Genomic DNA, 22877 nt, shown 5'->3' with positions numbered 1-22877 from the left:
TCAGGCGGTGCGCAGATAGTGGTCCAGGACCCGGACGCCGAAGTGCAGCGCCTCGACGGGGACGCGTTCGTCCACGCCGTGGAAGAGGGCCTGGTAGTCGAAGCCGACAGGCAGCTTCAGTGGCGAGAAGCCGTAGCCGGTGATGCCGAGCCGGGAGAACTGCTTGGCGTCGGTGCCGCCGGACATGCAGTACGGGACGACATGGCCGTCCGGGTCGAACCGCTCGACGGCGGACCGGAGTTTGGCGAACGTGGGCGAGTCGACCGGGGCCTGCAGGGGGACCTCGCGGTGGTGGAACTCCCAGTCGACGGAGGGGCCGGTCAGCCGGTCCATGGTCGCCTGGAACTCGTCCTCGCCGCCGGGCACCATCCGGCCGTCGATGAAGGCGGTGGCATGGCCCGGGATCACGTTGACCTTGTAACCGGCGTCCAGCATCGTCGGGTTGGTGCTGTTGCGGACGGTCGGCTCGACGAGGGCGGCGGCCGGTCCGAGCTTGCCCAGCAGTTCGTCCACGTCGACGCCGGGGGCGTCCAGGTCGGGGTGGATGCCGTGCAGTGCGGCGATCTCGGTGAGCGCGGCGCGGACCGTCGGGGTGAGGCGCACCGGCCATTCGTGCGCGCCGATCCGGGCGACGGCGGCGGCCAGTGTGCTGACCGCGTTCGCCTTGTTGACCTTGGAGCCGTGCCCGGCCTTGCCGTGTGCGGTGAGCTTGAGCCATCCGGTGCCGCGTTCGCCCGCCGCGATGGGGTAGAGGGGCATGTTCGGTCCGGCGTGGAAGGTGAAGGCGCCGGATTCGCTGATGCCCTCCGTGCAGCCCTCGAAGAGTCCGGGGTGCTGGTCGGCGAGGAAGCCCGAGCCGTCGTCGGCGCTGGCCTCCTCGTCGGCGGTGTACGCGATGACGATGTCGCGGCGGGGCCGGATGCCGGCCCTGGCCCAGAACCGGACGACGGCGAGGACCATCGCGTCCATGTTCTTCATGTCGATGGCGCCGCGGCCCCAGACGACACCGTCGCGGATCTCGCCGGAGAAGGGATGCACGGTCCAGTCGTCGGCCTCCGCGGGCACCACGTCCAGGTGCCCGTGGACCAGGAGCGCGTCGGCGGACGGGTCGGTGCCCGCGATCCTGGCGACCACGTTGGTACGCCCGGGGGTCCGTTCCAGGAGCGTGGGTTCGAGTCCGGCGGCGGCCAGCCGCTCGGCGACGTACTCGGCCGCCGGCCGTTCGCGGCAGTCGCCGCCGCCCCGGTTGGTGGTGTCGATGCGGATCAGTTCGGAGGTGAACGTCACCGATTCGTCGAGCGCGAGGTCGTCGACGCGGTTCTTGGGGTGGGTCACCTCAGCCATACTGTTCCTCCACGGCGGACGACACGATGGTCGTCACCGCCTTGAACGTGCGGATACCTTCGTACATCGTCTCGCTCGTGTAGGCGACACGCCTCTCGCCGGAGACCGCCACGCCGGGCACGACGGTGGCCGCCGCGGCCAGGTGCTCGGCGTCGAACTCCAGCTCCACGGTGAACGGTCCGCCGTCGACCGCCGGGTACCGTCCGGCGAGTGCCGTCGCGTCCTTGGCCGCCGCACGGATGTCGGCGGCGGTACGGGCGGGGGTGCGGCAGACCGCGGCGTAGCGCGAGACGTAGTCCTTGACCGCGACCGTACGGGCGTCGGGTGCGTATCCCCGCGCGTCCACACAGGTCAGATCGTCCCCGGTGACAAGGACGACGGGGACCCCGTACTCGGCGGCGACATGCGCGTTGAGCAGCCCCTCACTGGCCCTGGCCCCGTTGAGCCAGACCCCGGTGATGGAGTTGGCCAGATAGGTATGGGCCAGGACGCCTTCCGTGCCGGCGCCCGTGTGGTAGCCGATGAAGGCGACCGCGTCGACGTCCCCGTGCTGGATGCCCTCGACCATGCTGAGCGACTTGTGTTTGCCGGTGAGCATCTGGACCCGGTCGTCGAGCCGTTCCAGCAGCAGGTTGCGCATGGTCCAGTGGGCCTCGTTGATGAGCACCTCGTCGGCGCCCCCGTCGAAGAAGCCGAGGGCCGCGGCGTTGACATCGGAGGTGAACAGGGAACGGCACCGCTCCCACTGAGGTGTGCCGGGCAGCACATCGGCCGGCCAGGTCACGCCGGTGGCGCCTTCCATGTCGGCGCTGACGAGGATCTTCATGCGGCCACACGGTACGCGTCGCGGAACGGGCAGGCCAGAGCTGTCCGGACCTCCAGTGGTCCACTCCACTGAAGGAGGTCCGTTCCGCCGGAAGAGGGCCTTTCCGCCATCGGGGTCCTTCCCCTGCCGGCCGCCGGCCCTGTCAGCTTCGCGGGTGGTCCCCGGTAGCGCCGTCGGTGCGCTCGCGCAGCAGATCCGCGTGGCCGTTGTGCCGGGCGTACTCCTGGATCATGGCCAGATAGACCCAGCGCAGGCTGCACGTCCTGCCGCCGCGCGTCGTCACGAACGTCTCGTCCAGGGTCCGCCCCGCGACTGCCGCCCCGGCTGCCTCGACCTCGTCCAGATAGGCGGCGTGGTCGTGTTCCGCGCGGGCCGCGTCCACGCCCCTGAGACCTTCGTCGCCGTCGTCGGGCCCGGTGAACACGTCACCGAGCGGCTCGGCCGCGAAGCTGCGCCGGAACCACCAGCGTTCGATCTCGGCCAGGTGCCGCACCAGGCCGAGCAGGGTGAGTCCGGAGGGTTCGGCGGTGGTGCGGGCCAGCTGCTCCTGGTCGAGCCCGGCGCATTTGACCAGAAGCGTCTCGCGGTGCCACTGGAGCCAGCCGGCCAGCATGGTCCGCTCGTCCGCGGTGCCGAGAGCGAGCTGGAGGTCGCCGGCGGTCGTACGGGTGATGTGGGGTGCCGTCCATGTCATGGCAGCCATCGTCACAGCCCGGGTCCGGGCGGGGGGCCTTACTGCTGGGACGGGTGCGGCCGCGCCCGTTCTAGGCTCAGCGCATGAAGATCAATGTGCGGTCAGCGGCCGAGGCGGACCTGTCAGCGTTGCTGACTCTCTACGGCGAGTTGAATCCTGACGATGCGCCGTTGCCTCAGGCGTCCGCGGATGCGATCTGGGCTGCCATGTCCAGGCAGCAGGGGCGGACGGTGCTGGTGGCTGATGCCGGCGGCACCGTGGCCGGAACGGCGGATTGCATCGTCCTGCCGAACCTCACGCGCGGTGGCCGGGCCATCCTGTTCGTGGAGAACGTCGTGGTGGCCGGCTCCTTCCAGCGGCGCGGTGTCGGCCGCCGGCTGATGGAGGCCGCCGTTCAACTGGGTGCGTCGGCCGACTGTTACAAGGTCCAGCTGCTGGCGGCGGATGACGAGTACGTCCACACCTTCTACGAGGCGTGCGGTTTCAAAGCCCTGGCAGAGGGCTTCCGCCGCTACATCCCGTAGGGTTCCTGCCGCTGGGGCGGTGCTTGCCGAGTCGGCGGCAGAGCCTGCGCTGTCCTGAGCGCAGGCCCCGCCCGGAGGTCGCCCGTTCTCCTGCCTCAGCGGCGCCCGGCGCCCTTCAACAGCTTTTCAATCCGGGCCAGTTCCTTGTCGCTGAACTCCAGGTTGCGGACCGCCTGGACGCTGTTCTCCAGCTGGGCGACGCTGCTCGCCCCGACGACGGCGGAGGTGACCCGGCCGCCGCGCAGCACCCAGGCCAGCGCCAGCTGGGCCAGCGACTGGCCGCGCTCGGAAGCCAGTTGGTCGAGCTCGCGGAGCCGGCCGACCAGCTCCGGGGTGACCGAGTCGGCCGACAGGAACGGGCTGCTGCCCGCCGCCCGTGAACCCTCCGGGATGCCGCGGAGATAGCGGTCGGAGAGGATGCCCTGCTCCAGCGGCGAGTACGCGATGGAACCGGTGCCCAGCTCGTCGAGGGCGGTGAGCAGGCCGTCCTCGACCCAGCGGTCCAGCATCGAGTAGCGCGGCTGGTGGATGAGCAGGGGGGTGCCGAGGTCCTTCAGGATCCGGGCGGCCTCACGGGTCTGCTCGGCCGAGTAGTTGGAGACACCCACGTAGAGCGCCTTGCCCTGCCGCACCGCCGAGTGGAGGGCGCCCATCGTCTCTTCGAGCGGGGTCTCGGGGTCGGGCCGGTGGGAGTAGAAGATGTCGACGTAGTCGAGCCCGAGGCGGCCGAGGCTCTGGTCGAGCGAGGACAGCAGGTTCTTGCGCGAGCCCCACTCGCCGTACGGGCCGTCCCACATCAGATAGCCGGCCTTGGTGGAGACGATGATCTCGTCCCGGTGCCGGGCGAAGTCCGTCTTCAGCGCGCGGCCCATCGCCGTCTCGGCGGAACCGGGCGGCGGGCCGTAGTTGTTCGCCAGGTCGAAGTGGGTGATGCCGAGGTCGAACGCCCTGCGGAGGATCTGCCCCTGGGTCTCCGGCGTCCGGTCCCCGCCGAAGTTGTGCCACAGGCCGAGCGACAGGGCCGGCAGCTTCAGACCACTGCGCCCGGTGCGCCGGTAGGGCATGTCCTGGTAGCGGTCGGCGGACGGGATGTACATGCGGGGCTCCACGGGAGAGATCGTTCCGGTCCGCCGGGGGACGAGGTGTTGTGCGGATTCGGCCCGGCGGTGTGCAGCGTCCAGGCTCGCCCACATCGATCCAGCAGTCCAACAGGAGATTCCGCTTGGATTCAGCGCTTATATTTCTCAATCATGGAGTTGCGCCAGCTGGAACATTTCGTCGCGGTCGCCGAGGAACACCACTTCACCCGGGCCGCCGAGCGGCTCGCCGTGTCGCAGTCCGGTCTCTCCGCCTCCGTCCGGGCGCTGGAGCAGGAGCTGCGGACCCCGCTGTTCAGCCGGACCACCCGCAGCGTGCGGCTGACCGAGGCCGGACGCGCGCTGCTGGTGGAGGCCGAGCGCACCCTGGCGGGCGCGCGGGCGGCGAAGGATGCCGTGGACGCCGTACGGGGGCTGCTGCGCGGCACCCTGTCGGTGGGGGTCGAGCAGTGCGTGGCCGGGGTGAGCCTGCCACGGCTGCTCGCCGCCTTCCACCGTGAGCATCCGCACATGGAGATCCGGCTCCGTCAGGAGGGGACGACGAGCCTGGTGGACGGGGTGGCCGGCGGGCGGCTCGACATCGCCTTCGCCGCCACGGTCAGCCCCGGGGAGTGGCGCGGTGAGCTGGTCCCGCTGGCCCGTGAGCCGATGGTTCTGCTGTGCGCCGCCAGCCACCGGCTGGCCACGACGGACCTGGTCGGGTGGGACGAGCTGCCGGGCGAGCCGTTCATCGACTTCCATCCGGACTGGGGTCCGCGCCGAGCGGCCGACGAGGCGTTCGCGACAGCGCGGGTGCGCCGCACGGTGGCGCTTGAGGTGAACGACGTGCACAGCCTGCTGGAGCTGGTGCACGAGGGACTCGGCATCGCGGTGGTGCCGCACCACTTCTCGCGCAAGCCCGAGGCACGGGACCTGGTGGCGGTCCGGCTCGACGGGCCGGACCAGCCGTACTACGAGAGCGTCGTGGTGCTGCCGGACGCGCGGGCCATGAGCCCGGGAGCGCGGGCGTTCATGGCGCTGGTGCGGGACGAGGCCGAACGCTGAGATTTCCCGGGGCGCGGCGGCCCAACCGCTGAGCGCCTTCACGAGCGCCCCGCCCGCAGCGCACCCGCCGCTTCACAGCGCTTCGCCCCGCCGGCCGAACGGTCGACGGGGCGAAGCGGGCAGGCCCCGGATCAACCGGCAGCATCCGGTTTCCGTGTCCGGGGCCGGGGCCGGCCCGCGCGCGGCGGATCAGGCGGCGGCCAGCACGAACCACCTCGCGGGCAGGTCGATCCGGGTCCCGTCGGGCAGCTGCTCGGTCTGCGGCAGTGCGGTGTCCCCGCTGTCCAGAGTGGTCAGGCCGGCCGCCCTCAGGAGCTCGGGCACCTCCTCCTCGGTGGCACCCGCCGGTTTGAGCCCGTGGTCGTAGACCCGGCGCAGCTTCTTGGGCGGCCCGTCCGGCCCCTGCGACGCCTGCTGGAGCACGGTCCTGGAGGCCGGGGTCAGCTCGGCGACGAAGGCCCGGCCGCGCGCCCCCAGCAGCGTCGCCACGGCTGCGGCCACAGCCGGCCTGGCCTCGGCCTCGCTCTGGTGGATCACCGCTCGCATATAGACATTGGCGTCCCCGATCCGCTCATGCAGGGCGCGTACCGCGTCGCCGTCGGCCAGGTCGAGCTGGGCGAACTCGGCGACGCCCTCGGTGTCCGCCCGGCGGGCGTGGCCGATCGCGGCGTGCGAGAGGTCAACGCCGATGGCGCGGGCGAACCGGGTGGCGAGGTAACGGGTCTGGGTGCCGTTGCCGCAGCCGAGGTCGACGACCGGCAGTGAGGCATCGGCGTACGGCAGGAGCAGTTCGCTGTGCGGTACAGCGCTCAGCGAAGGGTCGGCGTCCCAGATCGCCTCGCCCGGCGCGTCCGATGTCGCTGCCCAGAAACCTTCCCATGCCTCGCGGTATCCCTGTGAAACATCCATGCGCACTCCCAAGTCCCGTCACACTGAGGCACCTTGCACAGCAAGGGACTACCGTCCCCCGCTGATCGGGGCAAGGGCGCGCACAGGACCGTTGGCCGGGAGCGGCCTCTTTTACCAGTCGTTGCGCCGGGGGCCGGGCAGTCGGGAGAGCGCCAGTTCGAACCAGACGGTCTTGCCGCGGGCCGTGGTGCTGCTGCCCCACTCCCGGGCGAGGCTGCTCACCAGGACGAGTCCGCGGCCGAACTCGTCGTCCGCGGTGGCGTCGAGGAGCGAGGCGGGAGCGGGCTCGTCGTCACTGACCTCGCAGAGCAGGGCGCCGGTACGGACCAGCCGGAGCCCGATGTGATGGGTGCGTCCGTGCTTCACGGCGTTGGTGACGAGCTCGCTGACCATCAGCTCGGCCGCCTCCACGGCGTCCGGCAGCTCCCAGTCGAGCAGCTTGCCCCGGACCAGCCGACGGGAGCGGGCCACCTCGCGCGGGTCCAGGGCGAGTTGCCACTCGCCGACGTCGTCGTCGGGGATGCCGTTGAGCCGGGCCATCAGCAGCGCGACGTCGTCCTTGCGGCCGCCGCTGGGATTCAGGGCGCGGATGATCGTGTCGCAGGCGTCGTCCATGGACGCGGCGGGGTGCGCGGCGGAGGCGCAGAGTGCGGCGAGACCGGCCCCGATGTCCTGGCCCCGCACCTCGACCAGGCCGTCGGTGCAGAGCACCAGGCGGTCGCCCGGCAGGACCCGTACGGTCGCGGTCGCGAAGGCGACGCCGCCGACTCCGATCGGGGCGCCGGTCGGCAGGTCGAGCAGCTCGGCCCGGCCGTCCTCGGCACGGACCAGTACCGGCGGGATGTGCCCGGCGTTGGCGATCTGGAGCTCGGATCGGATCGGGTCGTACACCGCGTAGAGGCAGGTGGCCAGATACTGCTCGCCGAGGCGCTGGGCCAGGTCGTCCAGGTTGCGCAGCAGCTGGGCGGGCGGCATCTCCATCGTGGCCATCGTCAGTACCGCTGTACGCAACTGGCCCATCATCGCAGCTGAGTTGAGACCGTGTCCCATCACGTCGCCGACGACGAGCGCGGTCCGGGAGCCGGGGAGCTTCACCGAGTCGAACCAGTCGCCGCCGACTCTGCCGAGCAGGGCGCCGGGCAGATAGCGGGTGGCGATGTCGCAGCCCGCCATGCGCGGCTCGACCTGGGGCAGCATGCTGTCCTGAAGGGTCTCGGCGACGTTCTCCTGGTAGGTGTACATGCGGGCGTTGTCGAGGACGAGCCCGGCCCTGGCGGCGAGTTCGGCGCCGGTGGTGCGGTCCATGTCGTCGAAGGGCTCCCGGCCGGGGCGCCGCATCAGGACCATGAAGCCGAGCACCACGTCACGGGCCTTGAGCGGCACGATGAGCAGGGAGCGGTGGGTGATCAGCGGACGCAGGTCGCGTTTCTCGAACTCGCCCGAGATCTGGTTGCTCAACTCCTCGCTGACATAAGGGATGATGACCGGTTCGCCGGTGACCATGCACTGGAAGAACGGGGTGTGTTCCGGGAAGGCTATGGGCTCGCCGACCGGCACGGTGTCGTCCCAGCGGCCGGGTTCATCGTTGTGCTCGACCCAGACCCGGTGCCAGACCGTCGTGACGTCCGGCGGGCCGTCCGGGAAGCCCTCGCCCGCGAGGACCGCGGCGCGCAGATGCGTACCGGCGAAGTCCGTGAAGCGGGGCACCGCGGCACTGGTGACCTCGCGGATGGTGCGTTCCAGGTCGAGGGAGGTACCGATGCGGCCGCTGACCTCGTTGAGGAATTCCAGCCGTTCGCGGACCGCCGCGTATTCGAGGTCCAGCTCCGGGCGGGGCACCGCGCGGGGCGCGAGCTGTCCGTCGGCGATACGCCGCGCGTCCTCGGAGGTCCGGTGTCCGGAACGCTGCGGCACTCCCCAGTCGGGCGTCACCGGGATCCGGTCGTGGTGACTGAACTCCAGAACGGGATAGCCGAGTTCGAGTACCTGGGAGACGATCCTGGTGGCCTCCTGGACGCTCATGCTGGGCAGGATCTCGGACAGCCGCCCGGACAGCTTCAGATAGCCGGGGAAGTCGGTGTGCAGGGCGAATCCGGGTGCGATCGTCTCGGCGTTCCGGCCCTCCGCCCCCTCGCCGCCGCGCAGTTGCGCGGAGTCCGCGGCGAGCACGAGCAGCCGCTCGGGCCCGGGGCCGACGAGCGGATAGGCCCACCACAGGACCTCGATCCGGCCGCGGTCCCGCTGGTCCACCCGGGCCCGGCCCGCTGTCGGGTAGGCGACGACGCCGCTGAGGGAGCTGTCGAGCTCGGGGCCGAACTCGGCGTACATCCCGTCCCGCGACGGCTCGCCGTGGTCCCGTAACGCCCCGGCGACCGGGAGCAGTTCACCGGCCGAGCAGCCGATCGCGTCCTCCCTGGCGACGCCGAAGAGCTTTCTGGCACCGGTCGACCAGTGCGACACGAGTCCGTCCGCGTCGACGACGACCACGGCGAGCTGCACGCGGCCCGCCGCGGCGTCTCGCGGTCGTGGAGTTTTCTGCTGCGGCACACCGAGGTCCATGGGCGGAAGGCTCCTTCCCCACCGCAAGGTTCTGCGGTACGTGACTCCACCGTACGGGTCCGTGACCGGCACCCGCCGGTCATCGGCGGAATCGCCCCTGAAGGTGGTGCGCCCCGCGCACTCGGGGGCGCACTTCGTTCACCGCGGCCGGTTCCCGTGCGCCGGCCCGTCGGTGTGCGACGGGCCGGCGCACGCTCAGTCCTCGTGGCCCAGCTGGAGGTCCCGTTCGGTTCGCCCGCCGCCCGCGACCTGGAGGACCGTGGCCACCGGCGGGTAGCCGGCGGCGATCACGGTGTACTCGCCGGTGGACAGATCGACGAACCGGAAGGCCCCGTCGGGCCCGGTGGTCAGGGTGTCGACCACATTGCCGGCCGCGTCCAGGAGCGTGACCCGGGCGTCTTCGACGAGCCGCCCGCCGCTGGCGCGTACGACGCCGCGCAGCACGGCGCCGCCGGCCAGTTCGATGTCCTGCCGGGTCTCACGGGCCGCCTGCACACTGACCGGCAGCGCGGCGGGCCGGAACGCGGGGGCGCTGGCGGCGAGCGTGTACTCCCCCGCGACCAGTTCCGAGATCACATAGCCGCCCTCGCGGCCGCTGCGGGTGGAGGAGACCACCTCGCCGCGTACGTCGGTCAGGGTGACGGCCGCGTCCCGCACCGGAACGCCGTCCGCCGTCACGACGGTCCCCGCCAGCCGGCCGGCACCGCCGAGCACCACGTCGAGTTCGACGGGCCGCTCGCCCACGGTGATGCTGACGGCCTGAGGCTGATGCCCCCCGGCGGCGGCGATGAGGACGTACGAACCGGCGCCGGGGACGCTGAGCGCGTACCGCCCCTCGTCACCGCTGGCGCCCCTGCCGACCTGCTTTCCCTGGACGTCGATGAGGGTGAGGGCGGCACGCGGGACCTTCGTGCCGTCGGGGTGCTGGACGCTGCCGCAGACGGGCACTCCCGAGAGGTGTCCGGCGGGCTGGGTGCCCGGATCGATGCGGGCGGAGGGAATCGTCGTGGGCTCGGCTGCGGTTTCGGGGCTGTGGTGGGACACCAGCGGTTTCTCCTTGAGGAAGAAGGCGAGGAACAGGCCGAGCACGAGGACCGGCACGAGGTAGAGGAAGATCCGGGGCATCGCGTCGGCGTATGCCTGGATGTAGCTGTCGCGCAGCGCGGGTTCCATGGCGTGGACCAGTTGCGGGGTGATCGACTCGGGGTCGGGCAGACCGGCTCCGGACGGCAGTCGCACCGCGAGCGCGTCGGCCAGCCGCCCGGCGAAGAGCGTGCCGAACACGGCCGCGCCGACGCTGCCGCCGATCTGCCGGAAGTAGTTGTTGGCACTGGTGGCGGTGCCGAGGTCGGCGGGCCGTACGGAGTTCTGCACGGCGAGCACCAGCACCGGCATGATGAGCCCGATCCCGAGACCGAGCACCGCCTGCGAGATGCTGTACTCCAGCCGGGGGGTGTCGGTCTCGAGCCGGGACAGCAGCCACATGCCCAGCGCCGCGAGAGCGCTGCCGGCGATCGGGTAGACACGGTATTTGCCGGTACGTGAGATCAGCTGGCCGGAGATGACGGAGGCGGCGACGATGCCGCCCATCATCGGGAGCATCAGCAGCCCGGACTCGGTGGCGGTGGCCCCGTCGACCATCTGGAGGAAGGTCGGCAGATAGCTGGCGGCGCCGAACAGGGCGACGCCCACGACCGCGCCGACGAGCGCGCTGACGTTGAAGATCGAGTCGCGGAACAGCCGCAGCGGAATGATCGGTTCGGGTGCGCGGTGCTCGACGGCGATGAAGAGCAGAGTCGTTCCGGCAGCCCCGGCGGCCAGTCCCAGGATGGTGCGCGAGCCCCAGGCGTACTCCGTACCGCCCCAACTGGTCAGCAGCACCAGACAGGTGGAGGCGGCAGCCAGCAGCAGGGCGCCGAGGATGTCGAGCCGGGGCCGGACGGTGGGCTTCGGGAGCTTCAGCACGACGGTGATGACGGCGAAGGTGACCAGACCGAACGGGATGTTGATGTAGAAGCACCAGCGCCAGGAGGCATGGTCGGTGAAGAAGCCGCCGAGCAGCGGACCCGCCACGGAGGCGAGTCCGAAGGCCGCGCCGATGAGCCCCATGAACCGGCCGCGCTCCCGGGGCGGTACGACATCCGCGATGATCGCCTGGACGCCGATCATCAGCCCGCCGCCGCCGACGCCCTGGAGGGCGCGGAAGGCGATCAGTTCGTCCATGGTGCGCGACCAGCCGGCCAGTGCGGAGCCGATGACGAAGACGACGATCGCGAACTGGAAGACGCCCTTGCGGCCGAAGAGGTCGCCGAGCTTGCCGTAGACCGGGAGCCCGATGGTCGAAGCGAGCAGATAGGCGGTGACCGCCCAGGACATCTTCTCCAGGCCGTGCAGCTCACCGACGATCTTGGGAAGCGCGGTGGCGACGATCATCTGGTCGAGCGCCGCGAGCAGCAGCGTGAGCATCAGCCCGATGAAGATCAGCCGGATCCGGCGGGGGTCCGTCTCGGGGCCCGGGGGCAGGAACGGAGCGGCCGGTTCCGTCGCGGCCGGCGGCGGGGGCGGTTCGGACGTCTGCACCGTTCCGGTGTGGCCCGTACCGTCGGGCTCTTCCTTCACCAGAGTGATCCCACCCACCACGTGCCGCTCCCCTCGTCGCATCTGCGCCGCCCATTTCTCGCATTGCGATACAAGGGAGGGCAAACGCGACGGGGGGCGCTGACGGCGCACTCGGAAGGCTTAGCCCCCGGTGGGAGCCGCTACGGCGCACAACCATCCGGGCGGAAAGACCACCCGAACCGGTGAGGCCGGAAAGCGGGACCGGGAGCTACTTCTCGACCTCGGTGGCGAGATTCTGCAGGAGTTCGTCGTAGATGCGCCCGAGCCCCTTGGGCGCGAAGGTCCTCTCGAAGAATCCCCCGATGCCGCCGGCACCGTTCCAGACGGTCGAGACGACCGCCTTGGACTTCCCCTCACCGGCCGGAGTGACGGTCCAGGTGGTGACCATCGAGGAGTTGCGGTCCTTCTCCACGAGCCGCCCGTCGCTGGGCTCGCTGACCTCCAGCAGGCAGTCGCGCACCCGCTTGCTGGTGGCCTGGAGCTTCCAGTGGACGAGGGTGCCCTCGCCGTCGCCGCCCTCGCGCACCTCGTACTCGCTGAAGTGGCCGGGCAGCAACTTGCCGCGGACGTCCTTGTAGTCGGCCAGCGCGTCGAACACCGCTTCCGGGTCCGCCGCGATGATCCGCTCTGTCGTGGCCTCGACCTGCGCCATGGCTGTTCCTCCAGCACTCGGTTGTTCGGGGTGTGCTGAGCCAACCACCTCCGGCACCCCGCTCAAAATCCGGTCGGGGACGAAGGGGAGAAAACGATCAAGGGAACAAGTGTTCTATTCTCGGGTCAGTGCTACCGAGGAGGCGTCCATGCACTGGGACAATCTGACCGAGAATCCCGCCAATACCACCAAAACCGGGGACGGCGCGCTCTTCGCCGCGGACGCGGTGACGACGCGCACCTTCGACACCCCCCGAGTTCCGGGGCATCACCTTCCATGAGATCCGGGCCCGCTCGATCGTGAACCGGGTGCCGGGCGCGTCCCGGATGCCCTTCGAGTGGACGGTGAACCCCTACCGCGGCTGTTCGCACGCCTGCGCACACTTCACTGCATGACCCTATTGAGCCCGGGAGGGCCGATGCTCAGCACTCCGAACGCGGACAAGGCCTGGAAAGGCATGACGAGGTCATTCCCGACCCCGGAGGCGCCAGGCCCGCATGCCGCCCCGGGCAAGGCGGAGAGGACGGCTTACGCCGTGCTGCTGCATGAACCGGCTGCGCACCCAGGCGGCGCCGACGCGAGTCAGTGGCTACTGCTGCGCGACCGCACAGCGAAGCGCCTGTAACCGACACACCAGCAGCAGCCACACTTCAGGAACGCGACAGGCACCCAAGACGCCGGCGAGGCAGTCCACCGCCGGCCAGTACAGGCCGCCGCGGAACCAATCCGCGGACCATCGCCCCGCGAGCCCCGGACAGCCCCTGCGACGCCCGTGATGCTCACCGCGGCGTCTCCGTGTGGACGCTCAGGTCAGCGTAGGCCGCCTGTGTCGTCGCGCTCTTCGCCGACTGCGAGTGGCCGTCGGTCGCCCCCGGGGCCCTCGCTACACATGACCGCGGAGGATGCTCCTCGGAAGTTGCACCTGAGCTGCCGTCCTGACGGGTCATCATATTGGTGGAGCCGGGTGACCGACCCTCCCACCTGCAGATACGTCGGCGTCGGCGGCAGGGTCAGCCCATCCCTGGCACGCGGGCGGATTACGACCGGCGGAAGCCTCACGGCCGGAGACGCCGCTTCCGAGTCCGCTCACGGCGGAGTCTTCCGTGAGCTTCTCGAGGCCCAGGAGGAAGGTCTCGTCGGCGCACGAGAGGCCCTGGAGAAGCGTGGCCAGAGCTACCGCTCGGCGTCCGCCGAACTGAGCGATGTACTGGTGCGCCGTGGCGAGAGCACCGCCGAGGTGGTCGTGCACGCGACCGTGAAGGAGTTGGAGACGATACGCACAGACAGCGTCGACGACGAAACCGAGGCCCGCAACGACAAGCGGTTCACCTTCACCGTCAAGAACGGTGCCGTGGTGCTGCTCACGGAAGCCGATGATGCCTCCGCCGGTCTGACGCTGTCCCCGACCGCCGCCGCCGAGGCCCAGGTGGAGTCAGAGGGGTCGGAAGACGCCGACCTGCCAGCTGACGACGGCGACGCCCTGGACCTGGACGACGACGGGTTCCCGGTCAACGACGGCGTACCGCTGGTCACCACTCTTGCCAACGCCGTCGACGGGAACGGAACCGCGAACTGGGCCTACAAGAACCGTGGTACCAAGTGGGAGTACAAGCAGGACTGCACCAACTTCGTCTCCAAGGCCCTCTACTACGGTGGCCACATGAAGTTCCGGAATGGTGGCCGCAAGGCTGACCACTCCTGGTGGCAGGAGTACTACCTCTTCGGCACGATCAAGAACAAGACCTACACCTGGTCCGCGGCAGAGAATCTGCGCCGCCACGTCACCAAGTACCGCCACTCGCGGACCATCTCGAAGGCTAGCTCGGCCAAGGTCGGTGACATCAACTGACCGGGCCGCCGCGGAACCGGCGCGCCCGGCACCCCGCAGGGGCAAACGGGTCATCTCTTGGCAGAACAGGTCCTTCCGGCTCCGAATGCGGGGAGCATGCGGCGGGGGCTGCCGCCACGCGCAGCCGCGTTCCCCCCACCACGGGAGGCCATATGACGAAACGTTCAGGCATTCTGTTCGCCGTCGGGGCGACGGTCGCCGGTCTGGTGACCGCCGCGCCGTCCCCGGCGACCGCCGACACCGGCGCGCAGCGCGCCGTATCGCTGAAGTGGACCGACTGCGCCACCAAGTCGTCCCCGACGCTCCAGTGCTCGTCGGTGCGTACGCCGCTCGACCATGACAACCCGTCAGGCCGTGAGATCAGCCTCGCCCTGACCCGGGTGCCGCACACCTCGAAGACGTTCCAGGGCCCGCTGCTGGTCAATCCGGGCGGTCCCGGTGGCAGCGGGCTGTCGATGGCCGGTTTCGTCGCCGCCTCGCTGCCGAAGACTGTGGCCGCACAGTACGACGTGATCGGCTTCGACCCGCGCGGCGTGGGCAAGAGCCGGCCGGCACTGGACTGCGTGCCGAAGTACTCCGCTCCGGTACGGCCCGATTCGGTGCCGCGCTCCCTCCGGGACGAGCAGGTCAACCGGAACCGCGCCCGGTCCTTCGCGGCCGCCTGCGGCAGGAAGTACCCGGATCTGCTGCCGTACATGGACACGGTCAGCGCGGCCAAGGACCTTGATGTGATCCGCCGGGCGGCCGGCGCACCGAAGCTCAACTACCTGGGGTACTCCTACGGCACCTATCTGGGCTCGGTGTACGCCAAGCTGTTCCCGGACCGCGTCCGGCGCCTCGTCCTCGACTCCAACGTCGACCCGACCGGCATCTGGTACGACGACAACATCAGCCAGGACTACGCGTTCGACACCCGTCACAAGGCGTTCGCCGCCTGGGTCGCGAAGTACCACGGCACGTACGGACTGGGCAGCGATCCGGCGAAGGTCGAGGCGGCCTGGTACCGGATGCGTGACGCGGTCAGGAAGCATCCCGCGGGCAAGAAGGTCGGCGCGAGCGAACTGGACGACACGTTCCTGCCGGGCGGCTACTACAACGGCTACTGGCCGGTCCTGGCCGAGGCGTTCGCCGGTTATGTGAACCACAAGGACGAGAAGGCGCTGGTCAAGGCGTACGAGCGGTTCGGCGCCGTCGACGCGGAGGGCGACAACGGTTACTCGGTCTACACGGCCGTGCAGTGCCGGGACGCCCAGTGGCCGCGCGACTGGAACGTCTGGCGCAGCGACGCCTGGAGGGTGCACGACAAGGCTCCCCTCATGGCCTGGAGCAACACCTGGTACAACGCGCCGTGCGCCGACTGGCCGGTGGAGCCGCTGAATCCGGTCCGGGTCGCCAACCACGGCCTGCCGCCGGTGCTGCTCTTCCAGGCCACGGACGACGGGGCCACACCGTACGAAGGAGGGGTCACGCTACACCGCGAACTCCGCGGTTCCAGCCTGGTCGTCGAACAGGGCGGCGGCAATCACGGCGTCACGCTGGGCGGCAACGCCTGCCTGGACAAGTTCCTGACGGACTATCTCGCCAAGGGCACCGTGCCGCGCGGGAAGGGTGCGGACGTGGACGCGGTCTGCGCGAAGACGCCGGACCCGAAGCCCGCGACCGGCAAGGCCGGGAAGGCGGCGTCCCGTACGGGCGCGGAGAGCCGGGGCAGCGCGCTGCATGGAATGCTCGGCTTCCGGAACTGACGGGCAGGGATCGCGTTCTCTTCGGGGGCGTGCGCGAAGATGAGCGGGTGACCACACGACCCGCTCAGGCGCACGCCCCCGAACTCCTGGTCCGGGACATGACCATCGACGACTGCGAGGCGGTGGCGGCGGTCCGGGTGCGTGGCTGGCAGAGCGCGTACACCGGGCTCATGCCGCAGGCGCACCTGGACGCGATGGACATCGCCGAGGACGCGGAGCGGCGGCGCGGCTTCTTCGCCGAGGGCAACGAGGTCGTCAACGTGGTGGCCGAGCGGGCGGGTCTCGGCGTCATCGGCTGGGCGGCGTACGGGCCGTACCGCGAAAACGGCAGGCGACTCGCGCGCGGTGAGCTGTACGCGATCTATGTGCTGCCGGAGCGGACGGGGACAGGGGTGGGCCGGGCCCTGATGGCCGAGGTGCTGGCGCGCGCCGCCGCGGCGGGTCACCCGGACCTCGCCCTCTGGGTGCTCAAGGAGAACGCGTCGGCCCGCCGCTTCTACGCACGCGCGGGATTCCGCCCGGACGGCGCCGAGGAACCCTTCGAGATGGACGGTATGCCGGTGCCCGAGGTGCGCTACGTGCGCTCGCTCGGGGGGCCCGCGGCACGCTGACCACACACACCTCGGGGACCGCGGTGGGCTGACCGCACCTGGGGCCCTCGGCGCGCTGACCGCACATGGGGCCCGCGGTGGGCTGACCACGCCTCGGGGGGCCGCTCTGGGCCGACCGCACGCCCCCTCACGCCACCGGCAGCCGACTGAGCGCCTCCCCCGCCGCGCCGCCCAGCCGTGGGTGCGGCAGGGCCGCCTCCAGCACCGGACGGGCCTGTGGGTCTCCGAGCCGGCCCAGCCCCTCGACGCAGGCGAGCGCCACCCGCCAGTGCGGTTCGTCCGGGCCGAGCAGCCTGCGCAGGGTGCTCATCAGGGCCGGCACGGACTCCGGGGCGCGCAGTTCACCGAGCAGAAGGACCGGGTACAGCGCGTAGGCCGTGCGCAGGGAGTTGGTGGCGAGCGCGGCGGCGGCGCGGGGGGTGCGCGGGTCGCCGAGGCGGGCCAGGGCGTGGGCGGCGCCTGCGCAGCGTTCCGGGTCGCGGTGGTTGAGCAGCAGCACCAGGGGCTCGAAGGCCCGCCGGTCTCCGCCGCACCCCAGCCGGAACGCCGCGATCTCGCGGGCCCACAGCGGGCGTTCGCGCTCGATGAGCACCCGCGCCAGTTCCTCGTCGTCATCGGTGGCGAGCAGCCGGCGGTATGCCGCCGACTCCCCCGCCTCGTCGGCCAGCCGGTGCGTCAGCGACCGCAGCTCCTCGTCCATGACTGTCAGCGTATCGGTGGACACACAGCGTGCCGAAAGGTGCGGCGAATGTGAGGGGGCGCACAACTGTCCAGGGCTGGCGCGCTCGTTACTCGCCGGTTAACCTCAGGTGAGCGGGACACTCCCCCGCCGGCTCCGGTGGCCTGGTGACGCAGCCACCCGGAGTGCATGTCGGTTCGGCAGCTTTGTGAGGCGTGACTCCGGGACAGAGTCCGCCGTCCCTTCCCGGTCCCGGCGTGCCCCTCGCGCCCGGACGCGAGCACCACGACAGCCAACTCCGCACGCCGTGCACCGGCAGGGCCCCCGGCCCTCTCTCATCGGCCACGCACCGTGCGTCCCTCAGCCGTCACTCATCCCTGGAGTCCCGTGATGGACATCCCGCTCAGCACCATCGCCGTCGTCGGCCTCGGCACGATGGGCACCGGCATCGCCGAGGTCCTCGCCCGCTCCGGCCGCGAGGTCATCGGAATCGACATCGACGACGCGGCCGCCCGCCAGGCCGTCGCCGCCCTGGAGGCCTCCACCGCACGCGCCGTGCGGCGCGAGCGGATCACCGAGGAGGAGCGGCGGAACGTCCTCGCCCGGTTCCGTACCTTCTCCGACCTCCAGGCCGCCGCCGACGCGGAGCTGGTCATCGAGGTCGTGCCCGAGACGTACGAGATCAAGCAGCAGGTCTTCCGGGAGCTAGACGCGGTCGTCTCCCCCACCGCGATCCTCGCGACGGGCACCAACGCCCTGTCGGTGACCCGGCTGGCCGCCGAGTCCCGGCACCCGGAGCGCGTGCTCGGCCTGCATTTCTTCAACCCCGCGCCCGTGATGAAGCTGGTCGAGGTGGTCTCATCCGTGCTCACCGCGCCGCCGGCCGTCGCGGCGGTCACGGAGCTCGCCCGCCAGCTGGGCAAGGAGCCGGTCGCGGTCGGTGACCGCCCGGGGTTCGTGGCCGACGGGCTGCTGTTCGGCTACCTCAACCAGGCCGCGGCGATGTACGAGGCGAACTACGCCTCCCGTGAGGACATCGACGCGGCGATGAAGCTGGGCTGCGGCCTGCCGATGGGTCCGCTCGCCCTGCTGGACCTGATCGGCATCGACACCGCCCGTACCGTCCTGGAGGCGATGTACCGCGCGTCGCACGACCGGCTGCACGCCCCCGCGCCCGTTCTCGGCCAGCTCAGCGCGGCCGGGCTGACCGGCCGCAAGACGGGCCGGGGTTTCTACACGTACGCGGAGCCGGGCAGCCCGAACGTGGTGCCGGACGCGCTGACGCCCGCGCAGGACGCCGGGGCGGGGGCCGGGCGCACCGTGCGTTCGGTGGGGGTCGCGGGATCCGGGACGATGGCTTCGGGGATCGCCGAGGTCTTCGCGAAGGCCGGTTACGACGTGGTGCTCGCCGCGCGGAGCCAGGAGAAGGCGGACACCGCGAAGGGCCGGATCGCGAAGTCGCTGGAGCGGTCTGTCACCAAGGGGCGGCTGACGGCCGGGGCGCGGGACGAGACCCTGGCCCGGATCACCGCGTCGGGATCGCTGGACTCCTTCGCCGAGGTCGACCTCGCCGTCGAGGCCGTGGCCGAGGACCTGCTGGTCAAGCAGCAGCTGTTCGCCACCCTGGACAAGGTGTGCAGGCCGGGCGCGGTGCTCGCCACCACCACGTCCTCACTGCCGGTGGTGGCGATCGCCCGGGCCACCGCACGGCCGGAGGACGTCGTCGGGATGCACTTCTTCAACCCGGCGCCCGCGATGAAGCTGGTCGAGGTGGTCCGTACGGTGCTCACCGCGGACGAGGTGCACGCCACGGTCCGCGAGGTCTGCGTGAAGGTGCGCAAGCACCCGGTGGACTGCGGGGACCGGGCCGGGTTCATCGTGAACGCGCTGCTGTTCCCGTACCTCAACAACGCGATCAAGATGGTCGAGGAGCACTACGCGACCCTGGACGACATCGACGCCGCGATGAAGCTGGGCGGCGGTTATCCGATGGGCCCCTTCGAGCTCCTGGACGTCGTGGGCCTCGATGTCTCCCTCGCCATCGAGAAGGTGCTGCACAGCGAGTTCCGCGATCCGGGCCTCGCCCCGGCCCCGCTCCTGGAGCACCTGGTGGCCGCCGGCTGCCTCGGCCGCAAGACGGGGCGCGGCTTCCGCGAATATGCCCGCCGCTGAGACGGGAGCCGGTTGGGGCGGGCTGCTCGGTCCTGCGGGCGGCCCGCCCCCACAGGCGCACTCTCCTGCACCGATGCAGTACGTTCACACCATGTCCCAGCCCGCCAGGTCCCCCCGTGTGTCCGCCGCGCCCGACGCCCCGGAAAGTGCCGCGGGCACACGTGCCGCCGCACAACGGCTGAAAATGCGCCGTGAACTGGCCGCGGCGGCGATGGAACTCTTCGCCACCAAGGGGTACGAGGCGACGACGGTCGACGAGATCGCGGGCGCCGCGGGCGTCGCCCGGCGGACGTTCTTCCGGCACTTCCGCTCCAAGGAAGAGGCCATCTTCCCGGACCACGACGACACCCTCGTACGCGCCGAGGCGGTCCTGAACGCCGCACCGGCGCACGAGCACCCGCTCGACACGGTCTGCCGGGGCATCAAGGAAGTCATGAAGATGTACGCGGCGAAGCCCGCGGTCTCCGTGGCCCGCTACAAGCTGACCCGCGAGGTGCCCACCCTGCGGGAGGCCGAGATCGCCTCGGTGGCCCGCTACGAGCGGCTGTTCACCCGCTATCTGCTGGGCCACTTCGACGAGCGCGACCACCATGTCGGCAATGACGACCCGCTGCTGGCGGAGGTGGCGGCGTCCGCCGTGGTCACCGCGCACAACCATGTGCTGCGCCGCTGGCTGCGGGCGGACGGCCAGGGCGATGTGGAGGCGCAGCTGGACCACGCGTTCGCCATCGTCCGCGACACCTTCGGCACCGGGATCGGCGCGGGCCGGATCGTCGGCAGCGAGCCGGCGAAGCCGCCGGCCGCCTCGGTGAGCTCGGAGGGCGAGGTGCTGGTCGCCGTGGCGCGCACGGACGCGCCGCTGGACGAAGTGATGCGTACGATCCAGCAGGCGCTCAAGGAGCGCTGAGCCGCCCGGCACGCCCGCGCGCGCCGGGGGCGGAAAACCCGGTTGCCGTCGCCGCGGCCTGCTGCTGTGGTGTGCCGATGAACGAGCAGCCCCCGCAGAACCATGAATCCCTGCTGGCCGTCTTCGACCGGGAGATGCGCGAGCACGCCCGCCCCGACGGCCCCGGCGTCCGCGTCGAGCGCACCGGCGATGTCGTACGGCAGGCCGGCGCGGCCCACGACTGGAACGGGGTCGTCTGGTCGTCCCCGGACCTGGACGCCGTACGGGCCGACGCGGCGATCGCCGCGCAGGTGGCGCACTGCGTGGAGCGCGGGTACGACGAGTTCGAGTGGAAGCTGTACGCGCACGACCGCCCGGCCGACCTCGGGGCCCGGCTGCTGGCGGCCGGTTTCGAGGCGGAGGACCCGGAGACCCTGCTGGTCGCGCCGGTCGCGGACCTGCCCACCGAGGTCGTGCTCCCCGACGGGATCCGGCTGCGCACGGTGCGTGACGAGGCCGATGTGGAGCTGATGGCCCTGGCCCATGAGCAGGCGTTCGGCGCGGACCGGACGCGGCTGCGGCACCAGGTGCTGGCCCGGCTGAAGGAGGACCCGGACCACTTCGTGGGGGTGCTGGCCATGGCGGGCGACGAGCCGGTGAGCTCCGCCCGGATGGAGCTGTACGGGGGCACCGGCTTCGCCGGGCTGTGGGGCGGCGGCACGGTCCAGGAGTGGCGCGGCAGGGGCGTCTACCGGGCCCTGGTCGCCTTCCGGGCACGGATCGCCGCGGAGCGCGGCTTCCGGTATCTCCAGGTCGACGCGACCGAGCAGAGCCGCCCGATCCTGCAACGGCTCGGATTCACGGTCCTGGGCACGACGACCCCGTACCTCTACCGCCCCACATCCTGACCGCAGGCCCCCTGAGCGCCCGACCCCCTGACTTCCTGGCCCTGTGACCTCCCACGACGGGGCACAACACACCAAAGCGCCCCTCGTGTTGCTCATGCGTGGCACCGGGACGACAATTGAGGGAAATTGCTGGCACCCAGTGCCTTGCCAGCTGTCACGGAGTGCCATACGTTGAAGTCGTCCGGGCGGCCGGCGTGCTGAGACCTCACGTACGCCGGCTGTCCCCGCAAGCCAGGTGCTTGCGCGCCCGGACGCCTGCGTCACAGGCAAACTCTTCTGCTCCACAGAGCAAGCAGCCGAAGCATCACCAGCCGAACCGACGGCACACCTCCACGCAGCACCGCTCCCCCTGCCCCGCAGGACTCAAGCGTTCCCTCAAGCGTTCCCTCAGACGCCGCTCCACCGGAGGCACACCGTGAAGGAAATCCTGGACGCGATCCAATCGCAGGACAGCACGGCCGCGGACTTCGCGGCACTGTCCATCCCCGAGTCGTACCGCGCGGTGACCGTGCACAAGGACGAGACGGAGATGTTCGCCGGGCTCGACACCCGTGACAAGGACCCCCGCAAGTCGCTGCACCTCGACGAGGTGCCGGTGCCCGAGCTCGGCCCCGGCGAGGCGCTGGTCGCCGTCATGGCCAGTTCGGTGAACTACAACTCCGTCTGGACCTCGATCTTCGAGCCGATGTCCACCTTCGGCTTCCTGGAGCGCTACGGAAGGCTCAGCGAGCTCACCAGGCGCCACGACCTGCCGTACCACGTCATCGGCTCCGACCTGGCCGGCGTCGTCCTGCGCACCGGCCCCGGCGTCAACGCCTGGAAGCCCGGGGACGAGGTCGTCGCGCACTGCCTTTCGGTCGAGCTGGAGTCCTCGGACGGCCACAACGACACGATGCTCGACCCCGAGCAGCGGATCTGGGGCTTCGAGACCAACTTCGGCGGGCTGGCCGAGGTCGCCCTGGTGAAGTCGAACCAGCTGATGCCGAAGCCGGACCACCTCAGCTGGGAGGAGGCCGCGGCCCCCGGGCTGGTCAACTCCACCGCGTACCGCCAGCTCGTCTCGCGCAACGGCGCGGGCATGAAGCAGGGCGACAACGTGCTGATCTGGGGCGCCAGCGGCGGGCTCGGCTCCTACGCGACACAGTTCGCGCTGGCCGGCGGCGCCAACCCGATCTGTGTCGTCTCCAGCGACCAGAAGGCCGAGCTCTGCCGGAAGATGGGCGCCGAGGCGATCATCGACCGCAACGCCGAGGGCTACAAGTTCTGGAAGGACGAGCACAACCAGGACCCGCGCGAGTGGAAGCGGTTCGGCAAGCGCATCCGCGAGCTGACCGGCGGCGAGGACGTCGACATCGTCTTCGAGCACCCGGGCCGCGAGACGTTCGGCGCGAGTGTGTACGTGACCCGCAAGGGCGGCACGATCGTCACCTGCGCCTCGACCTCGGGCTACACCCACGAGTACGACAACCGCTACCTGTGGATGTCGCTGAAGAAGATCGTGGGCTCGCACTTCGCCAACTACCGCGAGGCGTGGGAGGCCAACCGCCTGGTCGCCAAGGGGAAGATCCACCCGACGCTGTCGAAGGTCTACTCCCTGGAGGACACCGGCCAGGCCGCGTACGACGTGCACCGCAACCTGCACCAGGGCAAGGTCGGCGTCCTGGCACTGGCACCGCGCGAGGGACTGGGCGTGCGCGACGAGGAGCTGCGCGAACAGCACATCGACGCCATCAACCGCTTCCGGAACGTCTGAGGTCCC

18 protein-coding genes and 1 pseudogene are annotated in these 22877 nt (G+C 70.8%); 10 read left to right on the top strand and 9 right to left on the bottom strand.

All coding sequences use genetic code 11. The annotated features are described in order from the left end of the window. The 3 genes from FHX80_RS26650 to FHX80_RS26640 form a co-directional block, all read right to left on the bottom strand. Positions 1-1344, bottom strand: a complete 1344-nt coding sequence (locus tag FHX80_RS26650) for a M20/M25/M40 family metallo-hydrolase (RefSeq protein WP_145766509.1) — start codon at positions 1342-1344, stop codon at positions 1-3. Next, positions 1337-2170: a M55 family metallopeptidase gene (locus tag FHX80_RS26645; RefSeq protein ID WP_145766508.1), complete on the bottom strand. Its 834-nt coding sequence runs from the start codon at positions 2168-2170 to the stop codon at positions 1337-1339. The genes FHX80_RS26650 and FHX80_RS26645 overlap by 8 nt, the downstream gene beginning before the upstream one ends. 142 nt (positions 2171-2312) lie before the next feature. Next, complete coding sequence (locus tag FHX80_RS26640) at positions 2313-2864, bottom strand: DinB family protein (protein ID WP_145766507.1); 552 nt, start codon at positions 2862-2864, stop codon at positions 2313-2315. 83 nt (positions 2865-2947) lie between these two features. Here FHX80_RS26640 and FHX80_RS26635 point away from each other — a divergent pair, with 83 nt between their 5' ends. After that, a complete protein-coding gene (locus tag FHX80_RS26635; RefSeq protein WP_145766506.1) occupies positions 2948-3388 on the top strand; it encodes a GNAT family N-acetyltransferase in 441 nt (146 codons plus the stop codon). Between the two features lie 95 nt (positions 3389-3483). Here the strand turns inward: FHX80_RS26635 and FHX80_RS26630 are convergent, their stop codons facing one another. After that, on the bottom strand, positions 3484-4485 hold the full coding sequence (locus tag FHX80_RS26630; protein WP_145767518.1) for an aldo/keto reductase: 1002 nt from the start codon (positions 4483-4485) through the stop codon (positions 3484-3486). Between the two features lie 153 nt (positions 4486-4638). On the opposite strand from FHX80_RS26630, the gene FHX80_RS26625 reads away from it, so the two are divergent. Further along, complete coding sequence (locus FHX80_RS26625) at positions 4639-5529, top strand: LysR family transcriptional regulator (protein ID WP_145766505.1); 891 nt, start codon at positions 4639-4641, stop codon at positions 5527-5529. A 189-nt stretch (positions 5530-5718) separates the two neighbouring features. Here the strand turns inward: FHX80_RS26625 and FHX80_RS26620 are convergent, their stop codons facing one another. From FHX80_RS26620 to FHX80_RS26605, 4 genes are all read right to left on the bottom strand, one after another. Continuing rightward, positions 5719-6438 (bottom strand): class I SAM-dependent methyltransferase, encoded by a 720-nt coding sequence (locus FHX80_RS26620; protein ID WP_145766504.1) that lies wholly within the window; start codon positions 6436-6438, stop codon positions 5719-5721. Between the two features lie 111 nt (positions 6439-6549). Beyond that, positions 6550-8997 carry a SpoIIE family protein phosphatase gene (locus tag FHX80_RS26615; protein ID WP_145766503.1) on the bottom strand — a complete coding sequence of 816 codons (2448 nt, stop codon included), beginning with the start codon at positions 8995-8997 and terminating at the stop codon, positions 6550-6552. Between the two features lie 195 nt (positions 8998-9192). Further along, on the bottom strand, positions 9193-11637 hold the full coding sequence (locus FHX80_RS26610) for an MFS transporter (protein WP_145766502.1): 2445 nt from the start codon (positions 11635-11637) through the stop codon (positions 9193-9195). A gap of 187 nt (positions 11638-11824) precedes the next feature. Next, positions 11825-12268 carry an SRPBCC family protein gene (locus FHX80_RS26605; protein ID WP_145766501.1) on the bottom strand — a complete coding sequence of 148 codons (444 nt, stop codon included), beginning with the start codon at positions 12266-12268 and terminating at the stop codon, positions 11825-11827. A 148-nt stretch (positions 12269-12416) separates the two neighbouring features. Here FHX80_RS26605 and FHX80_RS26600 point away from each other — a divergent pair. From FHX80_RS26600 to FHX80_RS26585, 4 genes and pseudogenes are all read left to right on the top strand, one after another. Continuing rightward, positions 12417-12651, top strand: a pseudogene (locus tag FHX80_RS26600) (Rv2578c family radical SAM protein); the annotation flags it as partial. A gap of 581 nt (positions 12652-13232) precedes the next feature. Further along, positions 13233-14117 (top strand): amidase domain-containing protein, encoded by an 885-nt coding sequence (locus FHX80_RS26595; protein ID WP_167523641.1) that lies wholly within the window; start codon positions 13233-13235, stop codon positions 14115-14117. A gap of 152 nt (positions 14118-14269) precedes the next feature. Further along, on the top strand, positions 14270-15862 hold the full coding sequence (locus tag FHX80_RS26590) for an alpha/beta hydrolase (protein WP_145766499.1): 1593 nt from the start codon (positions 14270-14272) through the stop codon (positions 15860-15862). A 98-nt stretch (positions 15863-15960) separates the two neighbouring features. Beyond that, positions 15961-16473 carry a GNAT family N-acetyltransferase gene (locus tag FHX80_RS26585; RefSeq protein WP_145767517.1) on the top strand — a complete coding sequence of 171 codons (513 nt, stop codon included), beginning with the start codon at positions 15961-15963 and terminating at the stop codon, positions 16471-16473. A gap of 127 nt (positions 16474-16600) precedes the next feature. Here the strand turns inward: FHX80_RS26585 and FHX80_RS26580 are convergent, their stop codons facing one another. Beyond that, on the bottom strand, positions 16601-17173 hold the full coding sequence (locus tag FHX80_RS26580) for an adenylosuccinate lyase (protein ID WP_145766498.1): 573 nt from the start codon (positions 17171-17173) through the stop codon (positions 16601-16603). A 369-nt stretch (positions 17174-17542) separates the two neighbouring features. On the opposite strand from FHX80_RS26580, the gene FHX80_RS26575 reads away from it, so the two are divergent. The 4 genes from FHX80_RS26575 (at position 17543) to ccrA (ending at position 22871) form a co-directional block, all read left to right on the top strand. Continuing rightward, on the top strand, positions 17543-19324 hold the full coding sequence (locus FHX80_RS26575) for a 3-hydroxyacyl-CoA dehydrogenase family protein (protein WP_145766497.1): 1782 nt from the start codon (positions 17543-17545) through the stop codon (positions 19322-19324). Between the two features lie 91 nt (positions 19325-19415). Further along, the gene (locus FHX80_RS26570; RefSeq protein WP_145766496.1) at positions 19416-20231 is read left to right on the top strand and encodes a TetR family transcriptional regulator; all 816 of its coding nucleotides are present in this window, start codon (positions 19416-19418) and stop codon (positions 20229-20231) included. A gap of 77 nt (positions 20232-20308) precedes the next feature. Continuing rightward, complete coding sequence (locus tag FHX80_RS26565) at positions 20309-21118, top strand: GNAT family N-acetyltransferase (protein ID WP_145766495.1); 810 nt, start codon at positions 20309-20311, stop codon at positions 21116-21118. A 415-nt stretch (positions 21119-21533) separates the two neighbouring features. Next, positions 21534-22871 (top strand): crotonyl-CoA carboxylase/reductase, encoded by a 1338-nt coding sequence (gene ccrA, locus FHX80_RS26560; protein WP_145766494.1) that lies wholly within the window; start codon positions 21534-21536, stop codon positions 22869-22871. Positions 22872-22877: the final 6 nt, after the last annotated feature.

Origin of the sequence: Streptomyces brevispora (assembly GCF_007829885.1) — a bacterium.
Taxonomy (GTDB): domain Bacteria; phylum Actinomycetota; class Actinomycetes; order Streptomycetales; family Streptomycetaceae; genus Streptomyces; species Streptomyces brevispora.
Note: the sequence above shows the minus strand (reverse complement) of the source record. Positions and strands in the feature narration are given on the sequence as shown.

Bases quoted from the DNA above. Each gene is read 5' to 3' on its own strand.
- FHX80_RS26645 (WP_145766508.1), bottom strand. From the start codon at position 2,170: ATGAAGATCCTCGTCAGCGCCGACATGGAAGGCGCCACCGGCGTGACC.
- FHX80_RS26620 (WP_145766504.1), bottom strand. From the start codon at position 6,438: ATGGATGTTTCACAGGGATACCGCGAGGCATGGGAAGGTTTCTGGGCA.
- FHX80_RS26630 (WP_145767518.1), bottom strand. From the start codon at position 4,485: ATGTACATCCCGTCCGCCGACCGCTACCAGGACATGCCCTACCGGCGC.
- FHX80_RS26580 (WP_145766498.1), bottom strand. From the start codon at position 17,173: ATGGACGAGGAGCTGCGGTCGCTGACGCACCGGCTGGCCGACGAGGCG.
- FHX80_RS26565 (WP_145766495.1), top strand. From the start codon at position 20,309: ATGAACGAGCAGCCCCCGCAGAACCATGAATCCCTGCTGGCCGTCTTC.
- FHX80_RS26590 (WP_145766499.1), top strand. From the start codon at position 14,270: ATGACGAAACGTTCAGGCATTCTGTTCGCCGTCGGGGCGACGGTCGCC.
- FHX80_RS26570 (WP_145766496.1), top strand. From the start codon at position 19,416: ATGTCCCAGCCCGCCAGGTCCCCCCGTGTGTCCGCCGCGCCCGACGCC.
- FHX80_RS26640 (WP_145766507.1), bottom strand. From the start codon at position 2,864: ATGACATGGACGGCACCCCACATCACCCGTACGACCGCCGGCGACCTC.
- FHX80_RS26605 (WP_145766501.1), bottom strand. From the start codon at position 12,268: ATGGCGCAGGTCGAGGCCACGACAGAGCGGATCATCGCGGCGGACCCG.
- FHX80_RS26635 (WP_145766506.1), top strand. From the start codon at position 2,948: ATGAAGATCAATGTGCGGTCAGCGGCCGAGGCGGACCTGTCAGCGTTG.
- FHX80_RS26625 (WP_145766505.1), top strand. From the start codon at position 4,639: ATGGAGTTGCGCCAGCTGGAACATTTCGTCGCGGTCGCCGAGGAACAC.
- FHX80_RS26575 (WP_145766497.1), top strand. From the start codon at position 17,543: ATGGACATCCCGCTCAGCACCATCGCCGTCGTCGGCCTCGGCACGATG.
- FHX80_RS26650 (WP_145766509.1), bottom strand. From the start codon at position 1,344: ATGGCTGAGGTGACCCACCCCAAGAACCGCGTCGACGACCTCGCGCTC.
- FHX80_RS26615 (WP_145766503.1), bottom strand. From the start codon at position 8,997: ATGGACCTCGGTGTGCCGCAGCAGAAAACTCCACGACCGCGAGACGCC.
- FHX80_RS26585 (WP_145767517.1), top strand. From the start codon at position 15,961: ATGACCATCGACGACTGCGAGGCGGTGGCGGCGGTCCGGGTGCGTGGC.